This window comes from Trichocoleus sp. FACHB-46 (assembly GCF_014695385.1).
Classification (GTDB): Bacteria; Cyanobacteriota; Cyanobacteriia; order FACHB-46; family FACHB-46; genus Trichocoleus.
Genome location: NZ_JACJOD010000008.1, coordinates 120,925 through 139,456 on the forward strand (window position 1 = coordinate 120,925; position 18,532 = coordinate 139,456).

The 18,532-nt window shown below is 49.5% G+C and carries 19 protein-coding genes; 11 read left to right on the plus strand and 8 right to left on the minus strand.

The window, feature by feature from the left end:
- Positions 1–128: 128 nt before the first annotated feature.
- The 3 genes from H6F72_RS05310 to H6F72_RS05320 all read right to left on the minus strand — a co-directional run bounded on the left by H6F72_RS05310 (position 129) and on the right by H6F72_RS05320 (position 3,013).
- Positions 129–1,361, minus strand: a complete 1,233-nt coding sequence (locus H6F72_RS05310) for a HAMP domain-containing sensor histidine kinase (protein ID WP_190432505.1) — start codon at positions 1,359–1,361, stop codon at positions 129–131.
- Between the two features lie 147 nt (positions 1,362–1,508).
- A complete protein-coding gene (locus H6F72_RS05315) occupies positions 1,509–2,420 on the minus strand; it encodes a PD-(D/E)XK nuclease family protein (protein ID WP_190432506.1) in 912 nt (303 codons plus the stop codon).
- 2 nt (positions 2,421–2,422) lie between these two features.
- Positions 2,423–3,013 carry a PAP/fibrillin family protein gene (locus H6F72_RS05320; RefSeq protein WP_190432508.1) on the minus strand — a complete coding sequence of 197 codons (591 nt, stop codon included), beginning with the start codon at positions 3,011–3,013 and terminating at the stop codon, positions 2,423–2,425.
- A gap of 212 nt (positions 3,014–3,225) precedes the next feature.
- Between H6F72_RS05320 and H6F72_RS05325 the strand changes: the two genes are divergently transcribed.
- The 3 genes from H6F72_RS05325 to H6F72_RS05335 all read left to right on the plus strand — a co-directional run bounded on the left by H6F72_RS05325 (position 3,226) and on the right by H6F72_RS05335 (position 5,258).
- A complete protein-coding gene (locus tag H6F72_RS05325; RefSeq protein ID WP_190432510.1) occupies positions 3,226–3,462 on the plus strand; it encodes a DUF3134 domain-containing protein in 237 nt (78 codons plus the stop codon).
- A 119-nt stretch (positions 3,463–3,581) separates the two neighbouring features.
- Complete coding sequence (mraY, locus tag H6F72_RS05330) at positions 3,582–4,685, plus strand: phospho-N-acetylmuramoyl-pentapeptide-transferase (protein WP_190432512.1); 1,104 nt, start codon at positions 3,582–3,584, stop codon at positions 4,683–4,685.
- A 234-nt stretch (positions 4,686–4,919) separates the two neighbouring features.
- Positions 4,920–5,258, plus strand: a complete 339-nt coding sequence (locus tag H6F72_RS05335; RefSeq protein ID WP_242016795.1) for an STAS domain-containing protein — start codon at positions 4,920–4,922, stop codon at positions 5,256–5,258.
- Between the two features lie 69 nt (positions 5,259–5,327).
- Here the strand turns inward: H6F72_RS05335 and H6F72_RS05340 are convergent, their stop codons facing one another.
- Positions 5,328–6,338 carry a hypothetical protein gene (locus H6F72_RS05340; RefSeq protein WP_190432514.1) on the minus strand — a complete coding sequence of 337 codons (1,011 nt, stop codon included), beginning with the start codon at positions 6,336–6,338 and terminating at the stop codon, positions 5,328–5,330.
- A 413-nt stretch (positions 6,339–6,751) separates the two neighbouring features.
- Here H6F72_RS05340 and H6F72_RS05345 point away from each other — a divergent pair, with 413 nt between their 5' ends.
- Both H6F72_RS05345 and H6F72_RS05350 read left to right on the plus strand, forming a co-directional pair.
- Positions 6,752–7,933, plus strand: coding sequence for a carboxylesterase (locus H6F72_RS05345; RefSeq protein WP_190432515.1), 1,182 nt, complete (start codon positions 6,752–6,754; stop codon positions 7,931–7,933).
- A 431-nt stretch (positions 7,934–8,364) separates the two neighbouring features.
- Positions 8,365–9,174, plus strand: a complete 810-nt coding sequence (locus H6F72_RS05350; RefSeq protein WP_190432517.1) for an HAD family hydrolase — start codon at positions 8,365–8,367, stop codon at positions 9,172–9,174.
- A 26-nt stretch (positions 9,175–9,200) separates the two neighbouring features.
- On the opposite strand, the gene mreD is transcribed toward H6F72_RS05350, so the two are convergent.
- The 3 genes from mreD to H6F72_RS05365 all read right to left on the minus strand — a co-directional run bounded on the left by mreD (position 9,201) and on the right by H6F72_RS05365 (position 11,917).
- Entirely contained in the window at positions 9,201–9,785 is a 585-nt protein-coding gene (gene mreD / locus H6F72_RS05355; RefSeq protein ID WP_190432518.1) for a rod shape-determining protein MreD, read from the minus strand.
- Positions 9,782–10,567, minus strand: a complete 786-nt coding sequence (gene mreC, locus H6F72_RS05360) for a rod shape-determining protein MreC (RefSeq protein ID WP_190432520.1) — start codon at positions 10,565–10,567, stop codon at positions 9,782–9,784. Before mreC ends, mreD begins: the two co-directional genes overlap by 4 nt.
- A 342-nt stretch (positions 10,568–10,909) precedes the next feature.
- Positions 10,910–11,917 carry a rod shape-determining protein gene (locus H6F72_RS05365; RefSeq protein WP_190432522.1) on the minus strand — a complete coding sequence of 336 codons (1,008 nt, stop codon included), beginning with the start codon at positions 11,915–11,917 and terminating at the stop codon, positions 10,910–10,912.
- 483 nt (positions 11,918–12,400) lie between these two features.
- Here H6F72_RS05365 and H6F72_RS05370 point away from each other — a divergent pair, with 483 nt between their 5' ends.
- On the plus strand, positions 12,401–12,769 hold the full coding sequence (locus H6F72_RS05370; RefSeq protein WP_190432524.1) for a single-stranded DNA-binding protein: 369 nt from the start codon (positions 12,401–12,403) through the stop codon (positions 12,767–12,769).
- A 135-nt stretch (positions 12,770–12,904) separates the two neighbouring features.
- Here the strand turns inward: H6F72_RS05370 and H6F72_RS05375 are convergent, their stop codons facing one another.
- Positions 12,905–13,672, minus strand: coding sequence for an SIMPL domain-containing protein (locus H6F72_RS05375; protein WP_242016796.1), 768 nt, complete (start codon positions 13,670–13,672; stop codon positions 12,905–12,907).
- 140 nt (positions 13,673–13,812) lie between these two features.
- Here H6F72_RS05375 and H6F72_RS05380 point away from each other — a divergent pair, with 140 nt between their 5' ends.
- The 5 genes from H6F72_RS05380 to H6F72_RS05400 all read left to right on the plus strand — a co-directional run bounded on the left by H6F72_RS05380 (position 13,813) and on the right by H6F72_RS05400 (position 18,500).
- Entirely contained in the window at positions 13,813–14,226 is a 414-nt protein-coding gene (locus tag H6F72_RS05380; protein ID WP_190432526.1) for an EVE domain-containing protein, read from the plus strand.
- A gap of 44 nt (positions 14,227–14,270) precedes the next feature.
- On the plus strand, positions 14,271–15,083 hold the full coding sequence (locus H6F72_RS05385) for a PD-(D/E)XK nuclease family protein (RefSeq protein ID WP_190432527.1): 813 nt from the start codon (positions 14,271–14,273) through the stop codon (positions 15,081–15,083).
- 42 nt (positions 15,084–15,125) lie between these two features.
- Entirely contained in the window at positions 15,126–15,899 is a 774-nt protein-coding gene (locus tag H6F72_RS05390; RefSeq protein WP_242016797.1) for an SRPBCC family protein, read from the plus strand.
- A complete protein-coding gene (locus H6F72_RS05395) occupies positions 15,862–17,721 on the plus strand; it encodes a TaqI-like C-terminal specificity domain-containing protein (protein WP_190432528.1) in 1,860 nt (619 codons plus the stop codon). The genes H6F72_RS05390 and H6F72_RS05395 overlap by 38 nt, the downstream gene beginning before the upstream one ends.
- Positions 17,722–17,813: 92 nt before the next feature.
- Positions 17,814–18,500, plus strand: a complete 687-nt coding sequence (locus tag H6F72_RS05400; RefSeq protein ID WP_348252168.1) for a tetratricopeptide repeat protein — start codon at positions 17,814–17,816, stop codon at positions 18,498–18,500.
- Positions 18,501–18,532 lie beyond the last annotated feature (32 nt).

Sequence of the window (18,532 nt, forward strand, 5' to 3'; positions counted from 1 at the left end):
TGCTGCTTGCCGTTTGGCTGCGATCGCCTGCTGATTAGAAGTAGCTTAACCAGCCCGCCTTGACTCTCGCCTCGTACGAGGGAAAGAATTTTGCTGTCTTTGATTGGCTACCTCTTCAGCATTAAAGCTTACCTGACCAAGCTGGTAAGGCCGATAGACGGATTGGCGGCTGAAATATGTTGCGGAAAAACGACGGTGAAGGTAGAGCCTACATGCAACTCCGACACCAGTTGAATTTGACCCTGCAACAACTGCACCAATCGCGCCACGATCGCTAAGCCTAGGCCAGTACTCTCGGGCAATACCGAGGGGGAGTGATCGTTGACTCGAAAGTAAGGATCAAAGACTCGTACTTGATCTTCAGAACTAATGCCCAGCCCTGTATCAGCGATCGCGATCGACCAATGTTGATCGGGTAGGCTGTGACACTGGACATGAACTGTCCCTGTATCCGTATAACGAATCGCATTGCTAATCAGGTTAGTAATGACCTGCTGCAAGCGGAGAGGATCGGTTGCGATCTTGGCAGGAGCCGCATCGTAATCAATGTCTAGGATCAGTCCTTTTGCTAGTGCTACGGGTTCTAGCATTTCCATCACGCTATTGACGACTAAGCGCACATCAATTTCAGTCAGCTGAAGCTGCATGTTGCCTGCTTCGTAACGCGACAGCTCTAAAACATTATTGATCAAGCGCAATAGGCCGCGGCCATGCCGGAGCACCCGCTCAATATTCTCGATACTCGGGAAGTTATCTTTTACCTCAAATTGTTGCCGCTGCTGCTGACGCAAAAAGAGTTCTGAGTAGCCAATGATGGAATTGAGTGGCGTTTTGAGTTCGTGGGCTAATAAAGAAAGATTCTCTTGGCTGGTGCGGACTAAACGGGTTAACTCTTGATTGGTGAGGGCAAGCTGGCTTTGGAGTTGGTCCAGTTCTCGGAGTCGCTCTTCTACATAACTCTTGAAGCATTGAGCGATCGCCTCATCCACCACCACGTCAATCAGCCGGAACGCTCGAATGATGGCGGCGGGCTCTGCCTGTAGTAACTCAGTCTGTAAAGCTGTGAAAATTTCTGAGCGCAACAGGCGATATTCCCGCGCAATTTCTCTGGGGTCAAATCCTTGCTCCGCCCGCCAAATCCCATGATTAAGACTGGCAGCTACTAGCTCCTGCACATTACTGTCCTGAGATTCACAAAGTACAGTAGCCATTGCGGCCAAGACGTGAGGAATATGATTGCGAATCGCTGTCGGAGAGAGGTCATCTGCACTTTCAATGTGCTGATCTTGATGCACTGCTTCTACCCACTGCTCAACTATGGCCTCAGTCTTCTCAACCAGGATTCGCCCAAAATCTTTCATCGTTAGAATCCGGAGGAGTGGTAGAAAAATCTTCTCTCTCTGGTATGAAGCCAGTCTAACGATTACCCATCTATTCCGCTAGTCGTAGAAACCGGAGTGGGAGTGCAGTATTGCTGCATGGCGGCGATATTGTTGATATTTGTCGCTTCAGAGCATCACTTCATCAATGCGATCGAGGTTTACTAACCAATCTGCTACCGGAGCGACTGCTAAATCACTAGAGTGACGCTGACAGCGGCCCGAAAACTGGCAATCGTCACAGCGTTCTATGGCTATGTTCACTTGGGGAAACGGTTCACCCTGCTGATATTGTTCAAGCCAGTCTGTGAGTTGCTGTAGCAGTTGCGTCAACTCTTGCCGTGTCTGCTCATGCCAGGTGGAACTGTAGGGGAAGGTGAGGCTTTGGGGTAACGGAGCCTTCGTTGGGTCATCCTGAGCTTGCACGAACCAGTAAGTCAAAGAAATTTGTTCTGGTAAATAGGCACTAGTTTCTGCCAGCACAAATGGATATAGACGAGTTTGCCAATTGTGCGCCAGCCAATTTTGCTGCGGCGGACGAGGGTAAGTTTTCCAGTCTAGAATTCTGGCTTGTTGCTCCTCCAACATGACCAAGTCATAAATCACCGTGATTGGATAGCCTTGTACACTGCAAGTCCGACGGTGCTCGCTTTGTCGCCAAGTAGCATCTGAAGGAGTAGCCAGCCCGACAATTTCTGGAACTGCGGCTAGCAAGGTACTGACACAGTGCTGCATCTGAGCATCTTCTGCCATGAGGGCGTCGATGGGTAGTCCCAGTTCCCGTTGCTGCATCAATAAGTGGAAGCGGCTGCCCCATGCCTGATGGGCTTGTTGTTCTGGGGTGGAGGGTGAGCCAAGTTGCTCTAGATAAATATGTTGAAACTTCCGGGGACAACTCTCTAGCAGGTTCAATTGCCCCTGAGACAGCCGCAACCTAGGCTCGGCGCTGTCAGCGATCGCCCCATTGACCGCAGCGTTACTGGCAATGTTACTCACAACATTATTAGCAACATCGAAGTTAGTCTCCCAATGGCTCTGCATGATTACTCTCGCACTTTGGTCAAGACGAAAACGCTGCCTTCATTGCCCCGCCCGATGCGTAAGTCGGCATCGAGATAAGTAATATCTAGCCAGCCTTTCTGATCGCGGTCGGCAATACTAAAGTCGATCGCGAAGAATTTTTCCCCAGACTCCAGCCGTTGCACAAATTGAGATGGCCACTGATAGCCAAGCAGCCGCTGTAACCCCAACACAGAGCGCTCAAACTTTACCTCAACCCGTCGCTCTGAAACTGCTTGGAAGCGGGCCGCAACACTGACCAAGCCTTCTAAGTAGGGCAAGCCATGCACTTCCGCTAAGTTATAGATCTTGGCTTCGGCAGCCCGAATGTATTGGTAAATCTGCCCCAACTTCAGCAAAGGAAATTGATCAATATTGAGTAGACCACGACTGGTTGTGTAGAGTAAACGCCAATTACCGTCTAAAAGATCACTGGCTTCCGTCGGCCGTGGGGTAGGATTGCGGTCTTCCAATTGAGCGATCGCTGCTAATATAGCCAGTTGATCGCGCTCTGTGGCGAGCAAACCTCGATTCTTCCCTGCGATCGCTTCTAATAACTCTGCCTTGCCTAACATCGGAGCTGACCTCTACTAGCTGGTCTGATCTTGATCGTGTTACAGCAACTTGATAAGTGTTAGAGCAACTTTACAAATCTTTTGAGGCCTTTCTTGACTTCAACCCAAATATCCGCTAGAGATGTCTTCACGAAATTCACCACTCGGTGGTAGACTCTGGGCATCTCCGTTCGTCAGAATAAAAAAGTAGCTACTCTAGGCCGAACCTTAGCATGTACAACCCTTCTTTGCGGCAGCACGCTCGTAGCGAACGCGCTCCCATCATTCCATTACAGCAAGAGTCTTCAATTTTAGACTGGCTGGAGGCAAATGGTCGTCTGTTGGCTCGCGATAGTCAAGATTTCGACTACTCCGATAATGAGGAAGAAATCGCCGAGCTTATGGCGGTTGATGATGGCACCTATGACACCGATGACGATGACGACGATGCCCTCGATCTCGATGAATAGAGCGAGTTGGTATCGCTCTAAGTTTGGCAATCGCCCAAATGGGTAAAATTTTGTCCTGAATTTCCAAAGATCAGCTCGAAATCTTTGGCATGTGTGGTGTGAAGTGAGATGACAATCCAGTGGACGCAAAACTATTTTCTGACCGATCCATCAAGCTGACTGGGACGATGCTGCTGCTAGCGCTGTGGACAGGACTAAGCTTTGCCGCCTCAGCGCTAGATTGGTTTGCCAACCGCCCCCTCTGGCAAGGGCTTTCGTTGACTTTGCCATTGTGGATTTGTGGCCTAGTAACCGCCGCATTAGGTTACTGGGCTGTACCCTTGCTCCGGGCGCTGAAAACCGGGCAATTTATTCGGGAAGACGGACCCCAAGGCCACTTAAAGAAAGCAGGCACCCCAACGATGGGTGGCATTTTCTTTGTGCCTGCGGCGGTAGCGATCGCGCTGCTCTGGTCTGGATTTAATGCCAATGTAGTAGCAGTCTCAGCCCTGACACTCGGCTACGGTTTCATCGGTTGGCTAGACGACTGGCAAGTATTACGCCGCAAGTCCAATAAAGGCATCTCGCCCCGAATGAAGCTCGCCCTGCAAGTCATGTTTGGCGGGCTATTCTGTCTTTGGCTGATGCTGACTCAAGGCGAAAGCATTACCACGGTGGCTCTCCCCTTTGGACTGGCACTGCCTTTAGGATTGCTGTTTTGGCCCTTGGCTTGGTTTGTGTTGGTGTCGGAGAGTAATGCCACCAACCTCACCGATGGTCTTGATGGCCTGGCAGGCGGCACCGGAGCGATCGCTCTCTTAGGGTTAGGTGCTTTGGTTGCACCGACTCATCCTGAATTAATGCTGTTTTGTGGTTGCCTCAGTGGTGGCTGTCTGGGCTTCTTAATGCATAACCGGAACCCCGCTCGCGTCTTCATGGGAGACACGGGTTCCTTGGCCTTAGGGGGAGCCTTAGCTGCGATCGCTCTAATCACCAATACTCTGTGGGCATTGCTAATTCTCGGGGGCCTCTTCCTAGCGGAAACCCTATCAGTAATCGCGCAAGTCAGCTATTTCAAGGCGACTAAAGGCCCTGACGGAGTCGGCAAGCGCCTATTCAAAATGGCCCCTCTCCATCACCATCTAGAGCTCTCCGGTTGGTCAGAAAACCAAATTGTGTCACGGTTTTACCTAACAGGGGGATGTTTGGTTCTAGTGTGTCTACTGCTTCACCTCTTTGTTTAAGCGTCTTCTAAAACTGGATTAAATCTAAAAGTTCGGACTCCTTGCCAGGGGTTCGAATTTTTTTAGTACCAGCTCGATTCCTTAAAACGAGTGAGAGATAGTACGAAGAGGAGTTAAACCATTCGAGCTAGTAACCTAAAGATTAGGTAAACCGCTGGTTATATCTAGCTACTCTAAAGCCCATAGCGTTTATGGTTGGGAGCATCTAAGCAATTTCCCCTGCACTTAGGGTTTATGATGCAATACGCACCTTCCCGCCCCCAATTTGAAGTTTTTCAAGTTTCTGGTCATCTCAATGGAATCAATGCCACTGATTTGCAGAACCAGTTGAAGCATAAAGTTGCTTCGACCCCCGCACAGGACATATTAGTGGACATGGCTCAAGTAGATTCTCTAGATAGTTCTGGACTAATGGTGTTGGTTGGAGCGCTTAGCTTTGCCCAGCGTTTGGGCCGTCAGCTAGTTCTATGCTCAATTTCACCTTCGGTCCGCATCATTTTTGAGCTGACTCAGCTCGACAAAGTTTTTCCAATTTTTGATAATCAAGCTGCCTTTGAAACGACTTTGATCTAAATTTAGGGTGCATTTGCCTCACGCAGTTAGTTGTGGCCTATGGCGTGACTTATCTGAGTCAGTCACAGCTTAAGCTTGCATCCGTCTAACTTCTTCATTGGCTTCTAGCTGAAATCTTAAGTTTTGGTTGTATTCTTCGACGTGCTTCAGTTCTGCTAACTTACGCAAAATCGTTTTAGTAAAGTTCTCGGCGTCGGGGAGCTGGTCGGCAATTTGCGCCGTCTCCACTTCAATCTCAATCATCTTGATCATGCGTGAGTACTCACTAACCAGCCGTTGGTTATTACTCATCTGCTTACTCAAGATGCCTACAGCACTCGTAGTGCGACGAATCCGGTTGGCATAAAGCTTGTCATCAAACTGCAACATTTTACGTTTGAGCGAGTCCAGTTGGCTGATCAGCGCCTGGTTCGCAGCAGACTCATGCTTTAGTTCGCCCAAACGCTGCTCTAAGCTGTATTTCTGAGTAAGGAGTTTCTGATCGGCGAGTAAGCGTGACTCCTCCTGCACATTCATTTGCAGCGGAGGACTTGTGAGCTGAGCTGTATGAGCAAGCTTCGCGTAGAGTAAAAGACTAGCTGCACTCAGCATTGATAGCAGGAAGATATTGGCCCCAGTCAACAGCAAAGACAAAAACACAGTGGCGGAGACGGTGCCACGAGTGGCCACTAAATAACCAGGGCTGGGTACAGGTGAAGGTAAAAGATAATCGCTACCTGTCGTATGGTTGGTAATTGCGATTAACTTTTTCAAGACATAGCCTTGGGTGGTATACAGCAGCGAAATCATATCGCCACGACGCACCGGAATCCCATCCTCTGCTCCTGGAACGGAAAACTTCAAGACTTGAAGACTTCTGCTTGGCGTAATAATGCGGAATTCATAGTGCCGTTTATAGAACCTAGGCAGCTTAGCAGTGAGGTAAAGCAGCACCTCTCGCATAGAACTCCGTTGAGAGAGCTTGCCGTAAACCACACCATATTTGCGTTGGCAGGAGGTGCATCTCAACTGAGGAATGCTGTCATAGTTGAGAGTACCCAGGGGTGTCAGACACGATGGGCATTGAATTGACCGTTTCATAAAGAGGGGGCTCTGTCAGAGCCAAGTTTCAAGCTTGCCTGAATAGAAACAGTGCTACATGCGAGCAGCACGTCAGTAGATCGATTCTAGTGCTTGGGTTTAAAAGTGGGTGGGAGAATTTGCAAGTAGAAGAATTTGTAACAGAAGCCGCGATCGCCCCTATAAATGGCTCCATAAGATTGCCCCATAAATCGCCAAGATCGATCGTCTAACTAGATGCCTAACTAGACCGCCCCAGTCACTGGAAAAGTTTTTTATAAAGAATATTAGATGCGGAATGACTCAATAGAGTTATGTGGTATTCAACAACGCTATCCTGACCACTCAAGCTTTTGTCTCGGTGTAAAGGTCTATGTTTGAGCCTTAAACAAGGCTTAGTCAATGACCCTGTTCTACCCTCTAGGATCACCCTTATGAATCCCGCTTTACAGACCAGTACCACCCCCACTGCTGAACAACTAGCCCAAACGAAGCAAGCGATCGCCGCTTACATTGCCACTATTGATGCCAACCCAGATCGTCGTTCAGGTGCCTACCCCTACTACCTCTTTCATGAACCTGGGCAAACTGTTCATGGCACTATCCTGATGTTTCATGGTTTCAGTGCAAAACCCCATCAAATGTGGCGCTTGGCTGATTACTTATTCCGGAATGGGTTCAATGTTTATCAAGCAACCCTAGCGGGTCACGCCTTTGCACTGCCCAACAAATATTGGCCCCAAGTTGATCTCAAGCCTGAGCTTGCCGAGCCTTTACGCCGGAAAGTTCAGCAAGACCCCGTTTTACAAAACTATTTTGCTAATCTATCGGCTAACCCCAGCGATCGCCGCCCCAGTGCAACCCAACGTATCGCTTTACTAGCAAGGCTGCTAGCCATTGAGCCTCGCCTGCTAGATATTATGCAAGCTATTACTCGGCCAGATGATCCTGACTTTGAGCGCTACTTTATCTCCTCTCACCTCGATTACCTGAGCGAAGCAAAAGCTCGATTGGCTGAATTGGATGCGCTCCCAGGCCCAGTTTATACGGTGGGTTTGTCAGTTGGGGGTGCTGTCGCTCTAGGTCTTGCTGCGACTCGTCCCGATCGCATCGATCGCGTTGTGGCTTATGCTCCTCTCCTCAAAGTTGATGGAGAAGAACATCGGCAGTATGTGAATATGGCAGGTCCGCTGGATATCAAAGAACTAGGTTGGGACCCTAATCTGCAATTCCCTGTGGGAGCGCTAACGGCAGCCGATCGCTTTGGCAGCTCCTTTGTCCTGAACTCCAAGCAAACTCGTACCTTACAAAATATCCCCACCTTCTTAGTGCTGACTGAGAACGAGGATGCGGCTGATGTGGAGACGAACCAAACTTTCTTTCAGGAAATCGGTGGTAATCACCAAGGGCATTACTCTTACCTATACCCAGCTCAAGACTTAGTGCCTCACCCAATGGTGGACCCTACTGAGGTAAGCCAGAATATGAGTAATCGTTTCTGGCAAAGTCTTTACCAGGAGACATTCCGTTTCCTGACGCAGGGTAAGGTGAACTTAGATAATATGAGTAATCTAGAACAAGCGTCTGATCTGCCTCTCGTACCCGCTGTTCAATAGACTGGATTAATCTGCGTAACTACATAGGGCCACACAGCACCTACTTGACTAACTCTATTTTGATGGCATACTTCCTTGGCTAAATAGCTGAGGAAGTTTTGTTGATTGGGCTTATGGTTTTAGCTTGAGGTACCTGAATTATTTAGTAGATAACAAGGTGATTAAGGTCGAAAAGCTATACCTGAGCTGATAGGAAACGCGATCGCCCTAAATTGAAAACTCAGCTCATTGACGAAAAGTATAGTAGGATACAAAATAATTGCGCGTATCAACAAAAATAGACGAAGGTTAATTTTGCTAACCTTTCGTTGTCTTGTTATTCGATGTATAAAATTTTTTGATAGCAGAAGCAGCCTAAAAGGCATGACAACTTATGTTTTAATCAACTAAAGTGAAGAAGTGTATCGGCTTGTAGCCCTCAGGTAACCTTTATGACAGGTGTTGTACCCGCAAGTTTGCATCTCTACGAGTTATATCGGAGTCAAACAGGGCTTTCCGTTCCATCTTCATCAGGGCTGACAGTATTTTGCGACTTTGATGGTCCCATTATTGATGTTTCAGAGCGCTACTACAGTACCTATCAACTAGGACTCGCCGACACTCAAGCGACTTACCAAGCTCAAGGAACTACCTTACCCATTCAGCTACTCAGTAAAGAACAGTTCTGGCAGATGAAACAAGATCGCGTGCCAGATGTAGAGATCGCAATGCGCTCTGGACTCGTTCAGCAATCACAAATTGATGTGTTTTTACAGCGAGTTGGCCAAATCGTAAATCAGCCGACCCTGCTTCAAAAGGATCGGCTGCAGCCGGGAGTGCGCTGGGCACTCAAATTACTGCATACAAAAGGTATTAGGCTGGTTTTAGTGACGCTACGATGCCAACAGCAAGCGACTCAGATCTTGCAAGAATATGGTTTGGCAGATTTGTTTAGCGGTATTTATGGCGCTGATAACGACCAAGCGGCTTACCAAAACTACGCTGACTACAAAACTCAGTTGTTAGTTAAAGCTGCGCTGGAGCAAGGGTTGCGCGGTGACTTGGCTCAGTCATCCTGGATGATTGGAGATACCGAGGCCGATATTTTGGCTGGACAAGCGTTAAAGATTCCCACGATCGCCTTGACTTGTGGGATTCGCAGCAGACGTTATGTAGAGCGATTGCAACCCACCTGTATCCTCAGCGATCTCGTATCTGCAGTGCAGCATGTCGTAACTTGCTACCATCTAGTCCAAGCCTGAAATCATACAAGCTGAGAATTGTAGGTTTAAGGTTGTTCTAGCAGACCCATATGCTCCCACCAGCGGTTGAGAGGGAAGTAAACGACGGGAGCCCAAAGACTACTCAAAATTGCTGAACTCAAAGCAGTGCGCTGGTGGTATGTCCAGATTTCGGCCAGTGTCCGCATGGCTTGAACCGATGCGCCATCAAACTTTTGCAGACTAAATTGAATGGCAATCACAGTTTCTGCTAAGACAGCCATACCAAAAACAATCAGTGCCACAGAGATAAAGTCTTCTTCGATGTATCGCTGCTTCTGTAGACGAGCCGTTAACACACCCACTACTATCAAACTTAAAACATGAGTGGGATGAGGAGCCGTCATACCATCTTGCAGGAGCCCTAAGACTAATCCAGCGATCGCTCCTTGAAACACAGTCCGCTTAACGCTCCAAGCCACGACCCAGATTAGCAGCCAATTAGGACCAATGCCTGCTAGTTCCAGACCTGGAAAGCGTAGAGGCAGAGCCAGTAGGCATAAAAGCACAGAGACGACTGTTACAGTCCAATTTAAAAGCGAGCGATGATAAGCAGAACCTTTCAGCAGGTTTTTGAAGGAATCATTCCTCATGGGATATTCGACTTTGGAGTTGCGGGCGTAGAATTTTGAAGTTCGGCTTGGGTAGGATAAACGATTACCCATTCCAAGTAACTGATAGGGGCAGATAGCTCAATCACTGCTTCAGGCGCAGGGCTTTTATTCAGGTTGACTGACTCAACTCGCCCCACTGGCATACCGGATGGAAAAAGCTGACTGAATGTGGAAGTAGAAATCACATCGCCACGCCGCACATCTGGAACTTTATCAAAGAATTCCATCACTGCTCGGTTACCTGCTTGGCCTCGCATGAAACCCGTGTAGCGGCTGCGACTTACAACCACGCCGACTCGGCTAGTGGGATCACTAATGAGCAGAACGCGACTAGTATGAGGAGTGCTGCTGACAATCCGCCCGACCAAGCCTCCAGGCCCAGCGACCACATGACCTACCTGTAGGCCATCTTTGCTACCCCGACCCAAGGTAACTTGTTGCCACCAATGGTCGGCGCTACGCCCAATTACCGGAGCAGCAATTCCCTTTTGAGGTGTAGCAGAGGCATAACCGAGTAAATCTTGAAGCTTTTGATTTTGGCTTTCTAGCTCCACTAAGCGCTGCTGGAGTTCTAGAACCCGCGCGTTGGCAATTTGCTCTTCGGGGTTCGGAGCGCCTTGGAAAGGGCGAGTCAGACCTTGATAAACTTCTAGAATTGCCGCTCCCTGGGTTTCTCGCACTACCCAAGCTGTACTGAGGGTAAGACCCACCAGCAACATTCTTACGCCATATCGATCCCACCAGCGACGCAGTGTATACATGCAATCTAAACTATCTTGGTTTGAACTTACTTTCTAGGAATCCTTAGCTTGCTGAAATGGTTTCCTTGGCTGAAGGCAGGTTAGTGCTTAAGGCAAAGGAAGGCTAACAAATGCGATCGCCCAGCAGTGATAGCAGATTTAAGGGCCTCGTAAGATTTGCAGGGCAACGCTGGGCCTAGGGGGTTGCTCAAATTGAGTCTAGGGCCTGAAGAACTCAATCCCAGGAGACCCAAGTAGACTAAGGCAGAGCAATACCGCTCTCCAAACTAGGGAAGTGCGCGATCGTCTAAGGCCACCGGACTTAGGCGATCGCCAGCCCTGAAACACATCAATTTGATGTTGTTACATATGGCGAGAGCGACCGCTGAATACTCGTTCTAGCTGCTTGAAGTTCTCTAACACCCGACCTGTGCCTAATACAACACAGCTCAGGGGATCGGCAGCAACGTGAACTACAATGCCAGTTTCGTGACTAATCAGGGTATCAATGCCTTTTAATAGGGCACCTCCTCCAGCCAACATGATCCCGCGGTCAATAATATCCGCTGCCAGTTCAGGGGGAGTGCGCTCTAAGGTACGCTTAACAGCCTCAACAATCACTAATAGAGGCTCAGACATACTTTCGCGAATTTCTGGCCCCTTGATCGTAACGGTGCGAGGCAATCCAGAGAGTAAATGCAGACCCCGAACTTCCATCATGGCTTCATCAACTTCGTTGGTGGGGTAAGCGGAACCGATGCGGATCTTAATTTCCTCCGCTGTGCGTTCCCCAATTACCAAGTTATGAACTTTCTTCATGTACTGAGTGATTGATTCACTCAGCTCATCACCCGCGACTCGAACAGATTCACTCAGAACTGTTCCTTGTAAGCTTAAAACTGCGACTTCAGTGGTGCCGCCACCAATATCGATAATCATGTTACCGGTAGGTTCTGCCACAGGCAGTCCCGCTCCGATCGCGGCGGCAACTGGCTCATCAATCAGGTAAACTTCACGGGCACCCGCTTGAGAAGCTGCTTCCATGACCGCCCGACGTTCTACCCCTGTAACCCCACTAGGAATGCCAATGACGATCCGGGGTGAAACCAGCGTGCGGCCTTCATGCACCCGCCGAATAAAATGCTTCAACATCAGTTCTGCGGTGTCGAAGTCGGCAATCACACCATCCCGCAGGGGACGCAGAGCAACTACATTCCCAGGGGTCCGTCCCAGCATTTTTTTGGCATCTTCTCCGACCGCCAAAGGAATCCGGTCATCTTGGTCAATCGCCACCACCGAAGGTTCTTGGAGAACGATGCCTTTACCTGATACATAAACTAGTGTGTTCGCGGTACCGAGGTCGATACCCATGTCCCGAGATAAGGAAAAACGACTGAAAAGACCCACTAGTTTCTACGCCCCTAAACGAAATGCTGCTGCGCCTGAATACAATGTAGCCGAGGTGGATTTTATTACGTTTTTTATCCTGAGTCTAGTTAGATTCAGGTTAACTGTAAATCCCATTAATTACGCTAAGTTTGACGAATCTTTAGTCACATTCCTAGGAGTGGAGGCTGAAATCAGGATGAATTTTGAATTTATCTGATCTTGATAACTTTTATCTTAACGACTATTTGTGCTCTCACTAACAAATCTACAACCTTTATTGGGTGATAAATTGAGGCTCATGAGGCTCAAGATTAGTAAAAGCGCTAAAATTTTTGAACCACTTGTTCAGCTACTAGAAAGAGCGCGATCTCAAAACCAGTCATCAACCATGAAGCGGCGATCGCGACTAGAAAACATTCGATATACTATAGGTACGCTTGTACTAACTGTTGTAATCATAATCCTATGAGTCTTAACGTTGTCACTTTGGTCGGTCGGGTAGGCGGAGATCCAGATGTCAAATTTTTTGAATCGGGTAGCGTAGTTTGTAATTTGACCCTAGCAGTGGACCGACGGACCCGTAATAATGACCAGCCAGACTGGTTCAATTTGGAGTTGTGGGGCAAAACAGCACAAGTAGCGGCTGACTATGTGCGTAAAGGCAGCTTGATCGGCGTGAGCGGGGCGCTCAAGTTTGAGTCTTGGCAAGATCGCAATACAGGTGCAACACGTTCTAAGCCTGTAATTCGCGTCGATCGCCTAGAACTGCTAGGTTCCAAGCGAGACAATGACGCTGGTTCTATGAACAATTACGGCGGCGATGACGAGTTTTAGCGGAGTTGCCAGAGTCTTGCACCTGAGCTTTTGATTGTGTGTAACTGTGATGGGTAGGGGCAGGTCTTGTACCTGCCCTTTTATGTTGGGGCAGCTGCTCAGAAGCCCCTAGGAAGTCACCCACGAGAGGTGCCCTTAATACCGAATCTCTAGGGTGACGCTGGCATCAATTTCTTGCTCGCCACCCACTACAGGCGTATCAGCCATTTCAGCTCGCTGCAATTTAGAGAAGGCCATGACGGGGCGAGGGGGGGGAGTGCTGGCTCCGTTGACCTGGATACTGACGATTTCCTGGGCCGTGAAGTTGAGCGCTTCCAAAACAGCGTTGGCTTGCTGTTGGGCATCCTGGGTGGCTTCGCGTAGCGCTTGTTTTTGGGCAGCGGCGATCGCGGGGTCTGGAGCCACAAAACTCACACCGTTGACTCGCGTCGCTCCTGCTTTGACTGCGTCATCAATAATGGTGCCTGCTCGTTGTGTATCAACCCGAAAGCTGACGGTATTGGTAGCAATGTAGCCGACTAAGCGTTGCGTGTTGTTCTCGTAACTGTAGTTGGGGTTGAGGGTGATGCCTGTAGTTTGCAGTTTCTCCACATTGCGTGCCTTGAGCAATGCCACGACTGCCGAAGAGCGCTTGGCGGCTTCCTGCTGCACAGCTTCTGCGGTTTTGCCTTGCACTTCTACGCCTAGCTCAACTTGAGTCAAGGTGGTAGGAATTGTTTCGATGCCACGGCCAGTGACGGTAAGGGTTCTTAGCATTCTCTCTGCGGCTCTCTCTTGAGCGAGAACAGGATTGGCAAAAGTGAGGCTCAGTATTCCTAGGGCGATTGGTAAGGCTGTCCAGCGCTGCCAGGAACGGGATGGCCAAGAGCGCGATGGGCGATGGGACATCTGGGCTTGGTACATAAAATGGTTTCTCCTCACGATCGCAAGTATGGGGAATAAATGGCTTTGATGTTCCTAATCTGTCATCCCCAGTGGTACAAAGTCTGATTGGTTACATTTTTAGAAACTTACAGACTTGGTAACAGAGGAAAGCGATCGCGATGGCTTATTGGTTGTTGAAGAGTGAACCCCCAGTTTATAGCTATGCAGACTTGGAGCGAGATGGCCGCACGATTTGGGATGGGGTGAACAATAATCTAGCGTTGAAGCACATCCGCACCATGCAGCCGGGAGACTTAGCGCTGATTTACCACACAGGCGACGAGCGCAGCGCAGCGGGCATTGCTGAGGTGGTGAGTGAGCCTTATGCAGACCCCGCCTTAGCTGACCCGAAACGAGCCGTGGTGGATGTGAAAGCCGTGCGATCGCTGCCGCAACCTGTGACTTTGGCGCAAATTAAGCAAGACAGCAGCTTTGAAGGCTTTGATCTATTGCGGATTAGTCGGCTTTCAGTGGTGCCCGTTTCGCCTGAACATTGGCAACGAATTCTGCAACTGGCAGGGGAGTCCTCCTAGAATCATCTGTAGGCGCTCCATCCTCACTCGCATTTCTGTCATTCATGGCTTACCACCTTTCTGCTGCGAAGCTGCAAACCTACCATCGCTGTGCCCAGTCCTACTATTTCCGCTACGAACGAGGGATTAAAACGGCTGCTTTTTTTGGGTCTGCGTCTCTCGGTACAGCGCTACACGAGGCTTTAGCGCAGATCTACCGCGATTGGCACTATCAAGACCCGATTCCCGGACTCGATTGGGTGGAATACTGCTGGAGCCAGCACACTCAAGGACTCAGCCCTACTCAGGTGACAGATGGGCAGGTGATGTTGCAGCGCTATCACGAGCGCTTTATGGCTAGCCAAACTGCGATCGCGCGTCCAGTAGCTGTGGAAGGCAAAATTCAAGGATCGCTCCAAGTCGAAAATCTAGAATTTACTTTGGCAGGACGCTACGATCGCCTCGATTATTTAGCGGATGGATTGGAACTGATCGACTACAAATCCAACAAAGACACTAAGCTGTTAGACCCAGCAGAGATGAATCTGCAAATTGGGCTGTACTACTTGGCTTTAGAGCAAACTTATCCGCAAACCCTACGCCGCTTGAGCTTAATTTATCTCCGCACAGGCGAGAACATTAGCTTTGAAGTGACTCCAGAACATAAGCAACGAGTAGAATCTGCCATTGGTGATTTAGCGCTACGCTTGCGAACAGATGCAGCCTGGGAACCTACAACTGGCGGGCACTGCGATCGCTGCACCTATGCTCGCTATTGCCCAGGGGTGCAAGCGGAACCAGAACTATTGCCGATGGATGCCAAACCCCGACCAGAACTACAGTTGGCCCTGAGCTTAGCACTGGATTCGGCAAGCTAAAGACTTTCGGGGTGCTGGTGGCATTCAGCGGGTTAACAGGCTATGGTCAAAGACAAATTGCCAATTGCCTTCTGCTCTATGCCTGCCCTCTCTACAAATCGTGTTTTAGCGAATGCTCGTACTCGGTGGGTATCTGTACGAACTAAAACTTTGCTGCGGTTCGGCGGGCTGACAACGGCCCTGTTGCTGACTGTTACATCTCCCTTAGCAGCTAGGGCCGAGCTATTTAATAGTCCCCTGGAGCGGCTGCCCGTGGCAGAACGAGTGGCGTTACGCAGCGGCAAGGTAGTAGTAACAGGCGATCGCGGTCGCTATGTGGCTAAAGTTCTGGTCAAAGCCTCTCCAGATGTAGTTTGGTCAGTGTTGACCGACTATACCAATTTGTCCAAATTTCTTCCCAACGTGGTTTCTAGTCGTCTGATCGAGGCGCAGGGCAACCGCAAAGTGGTGGAGCAAGTGGATGTGCGTCAAGTGTTTCTGGTCAGTAGGCGATCGCGCTTCCGCACTGAGAATATTGAGACCGCAAAAAAACGAATTGATTTTCGGTTGCTCGAAGGAGATATGAAAACGCTCCAAGGATATTGGCAAATTGATCCCGTTGCTACCTATCCAGGGGCTCCTGTCACTCAAGTTTTGCTGACGCAAGACATTACGGCTGAACCTGGTACAGGCACCCCGAAGGGACTGTTCTACAACTTGTTTCGGAATGGCTTGAATGAATCTTTAACCGCGATTAGCCAAGAAATCGGTCGGCGAACCTTGCAGGCAACAGCCCACCATGCTCAACCGCAAACCTCCCCCACCAGTTCCTTCTGACTCTATTTTCCCGGACAGCATTAGGGCATCACCACTGCCGATTGGGGTTTGCTACACACCCACGGCAGTAGTGGATTACATGGTGGAAAACACAGTTGGACGGCTGTTAGCGGTTAAAACGCCTCAACAATTGTTGGGCAAGCTCCGGATTCTCGACCTAGCCTGCGGTGAAGGCATTTTCTTGTTGCGAGCTTACGCTTACTTGTTGGCTTGGTACCGCGATCGCTACATCACGGCATACATACAAGGCGAAGCACTGATCGCAGAACTGCCACTGCAACAAGCCAGTGATGGCACTTGGAATCTGGCGATCGCAGAACGGTGGCGGATTCTCGGGGAGCACATTTATGGGGTGGATATTGATGCCCAAGCGGTTGAGCAGGCTCGGCGGTGTTTATTGAAAATAGCTGGCCCCCCTAGCCCCCCAAACTTGGGGGGAACAAGAGTTCTAATTGACTTGGAGAACAACCTTAAGTGTGGCAACGCCATAATTGGCGAGGAATTGGGCGATCGCTCCCCTGCATCATTTCCAATCAACTCCAACCAGGCTTTTAACTGGCAAGAAGAGTTTCCGGAGGTGATGCAGGCAGGAGGGTTTGATGTGGTGATTGGCAACCCTCCCTATGTTGGCTCGGAGTGGATGACCGAGCACCTGCCCCAGTGGCGGCATTACTGTACGCAACATTATCAAGCCGCTGCTGGCAATTGGGACTTGTTCTGCGTATTTATTGAGCAGGCGATCGCCCTCTGCAAGCCCCACGGTTTAACCAGTTTGATTGTGCCGAATAAACTGGGTTCTGCCAGATACGCGGCCCAAGCTCGGCAAATTTTAACCGTGCAGAATCAACTGTTGACCATTCGCGACTATTCCAGGGTGGCAATTTTCCCGGTCGCGGTTTATCCCATTGTTTATACGGCCTGCAAACGACTGCCGGAATTAACTTCACAGGTGCAATACGAACGCATGGAAGTAGCCGCTAATAGTGCGATCGCTGGTTCAACTCAGCAATGGTTGGATTACCAGCGCTACTTTATGCCCGCAGGCAAACCTTGGCGGCTCGGTTCTAGTTTGCATCAAACTGAGTTGTGCGATCGCTTGCAATCCCAGTTTCCACCCCTCTCAACGGTGGCAGAAGTTTTGGGAGCCGCAACCGTAGGAGAAGCCTATGCCATGCAGTCTTTGATTGCCGATGAAGCTTGCCCCCAAGCGACCGATTTGAAGCTGATTAACAGCGGCACGATTGACCGTTACTGCGACCTCTGGGGGCAGAAGTGCTTGCGCTATTTGGGCCATGCTTATCGCTATCCCATCATCCCAGCGACGCAGCACTCTCACCTGCCGTCCAAGCGACAACGGCAAGCTCGCCAACCCAAAATTATTGTGGCTAGCATGACTCAAGTTTTGGAATGTGTAGTGGATGTCGCAGGAGATTTCGTAGCAGGAAAATCGACTGTGATTATCCTCACCTCACTGAATTTGCATTACCTCTTAGCGCTGTTAAACAGCAAATTAATCAGCTTTTACTACCGCAACTTATATGGGGGAGACTGCCTCAAAGGAGGCTATTTGCGAATCGGGCCGCAACAGTTGCGATCGTTGCCTATTTGCCTTGCTCACGACTCACTATTCACGCAACCCAATCAACATTTAGTCTTGCTAGCGCAGCATTTGTTATCTCTTCAGCAACAGTTAGTCACAGCCGAAGCTGCTGAATATCGCCACAATTTGCAGGAGGGTATCTACACTTTGGAACGCCAAATCGACCAATTCGTCTACGACCTTTATGGACTCACGGCGGAGGAGCAGCGGCTCATTAGTTAGGTCACTAAAATATAAGTGCTAAAAAATTACTTCTACTTAGTTTTTGTGACCCAAAATCATCAAAACTTGCTTAATTGTTGTGGCTGGTAATAGTGCGAAATAGTTTGATTTCTGGGTTGGTCATTAGCAGTAGCTTGTGGTTAGCAACATCAGTAGCAGCCGCTCCATCGGCAAGCGAATATCGTCAACTAGGTCTCGCTTATCGAACCCAAGCACGTTATTCAGAAGCGATCGCCGCACTTCAGCAAGCGGTAGAACTAGAACCCAACAATTTGTCTGGACGCATTACCCTAGGATGGACGCAACATCTGGCAGGCCAAGAAACTGCGGCAATGGAATCGCTGTTTCAGGTGCTGTATCGCGATCCTCAGTCAGTTCCAGCGTTGAATGCGTTAGGCATCGTCTATTTGGTGCAGGGTGACTTGAACTCTGCTGTCCTCACTCACACTTGGGCCGCTTGGCTAGAACCTGATAACGAAATTCCTTACTACAACCTCAGCTTGGCGACTCACCGTTTGCGAGAGTATGGCTGGGCCAGCTTAGCCGCACATCGAGCCGCTGCTTTGGAGCCAGACAATTCTCACCCTTGGGTGGCATTGGCAATCATTAACTGGGATGGCGGCGATCGCGCAGCAGCGACCAAAGCTTACGAGCAAGCCTTGGCGCTAAATGGAAACTATGGCGATCGCGCCTTTCTGAGCTATCTCCAAGAAGCTGGATTTAGTGCGGCTCAAATCCAAGTGGCGGAGCAAGTTTTGTCAGCGACCGTCTCACGTTAAGTTTCTTCATTAAAATTTGGGAAGTAGAGACT

Bases quoted from the DNA above. Each gene is read 5' to 3' on its own strand.
- H6F72_RS05310 (WP_190432505.1), bottom strand. From the start codon at position 1,361: ATGAAAGATTTTGGGCGAATCCTGGTTGAGAAGACTGAGGCCATAGTT.
- H6F72_RS05315 (WP_190432506.1), bottom strand. From the start codon at position 2,420: ATGCAGAGCCATTGGGAGACTAACTTCGATGTTGCTAATAATGTTGTG.
- H6F72_RS05320 (WP_190432508.1), bottom strand. From the start codon at position 3,013: ATGTTAGGCAAGGCAGAGTTATTAGAAGCGATCGCAGGGAAGAATCGA.
- H6F72_RS05325 (WP_190432510.1), top strand. From the start codon at position 3,226: ATGTACAACCCTTCTTTGCGGCAGCACGCTCGTAGCGAACGCGCTCCC.
- H6F72_RS05335 (WP_242016795.1), top strand. From the start codon at position 4,920: ATGATGCAATACGCACCTTCCCGCCCCCAATTTGAAGTTTTTCAAGTT.
- H6F72_RS05340 (WP_190432514.1), bottom strand. From the start codon at position 6,338: ATGAAACGGTCAATTCAATGCCCATCGTGTCTGACACCCCTGGGTACT.
- H6F72_RS05345 (WP_190432515.1), top strand. From the start codon at position 6,752: ATGAATCCCGCTTTACAGACCAGTACCACCCCCACTGCTGAACAACTA.
- H6F72_RS05350 (WP_190432517.1), top strand. From the start codon at position 8,365: ATGACAGGTGTTGTACCCGCAAGTTTGCATCTCTACGAGTTATATCGG.
- mreD (WP_190432518.1), bottom strand. From the start codon at position 9,785: ATGAGGAATGATTCCTTCAAAAACCTGCTGAAAGGTTCTGCTTATCAT.
- mreC (WP_190432520.1), bottom strand. From the start codon at position 10,567: ATGTATACACTGCGTCGCTGGTGGGATCGATATGGCGTAAGAATGTTG.
- H6F72_RS05365 (WP_190432522.1), bottom strand. From the start codon at position 11,917: ATGGGTATCGACCTCGGTACCGCGAACACACTAGTTTATGTATCAGGT.
- H6F72_RS05370 (WP_190432524.1), top strand. From the start codon at position 12,401: ATGAGTCTTAACGTTGTCACTTTGGTCGGTCGGGTAGGCGGAGATCCA.
- H6F72_RS05375 (WP_242016796.1), bottom strand. From the start codon at position 13,672: ATGTACCAAGCCCAGATGTCCCATCGCCCATCGCGCTCTTGGCCATCC.
- H6F72_RS05380 (WP_190432526.1), top strand. From the start codon at position 13,813: ATGGCTTATTGGTTGTTGAAGAGTGAACCCCCAGTTTATAGCTATGCA.
- H6F72_RS05385 (WP_190432527.1), top strand. From the start codon at position 14,271: ATGGCTTACCACCTTTCTGCTGCGAAGCTGCAAACCTACCATCGCTGT.
- H6F72_RS05390 (WP_242016797.1), top strand. From the start codon at position 15,126: ATGGTCAAAGACAAATTGCCAATTGCCTTCTGCTCTATGCCTGCCCTC.
- H6F72_RS05395 (WP_190432528.1), top strand. From the start codon at position 15,862: ATGCTCAACCGCAAACCTCCCCCACCAGTTCCTTCTGACTCTATTTTC.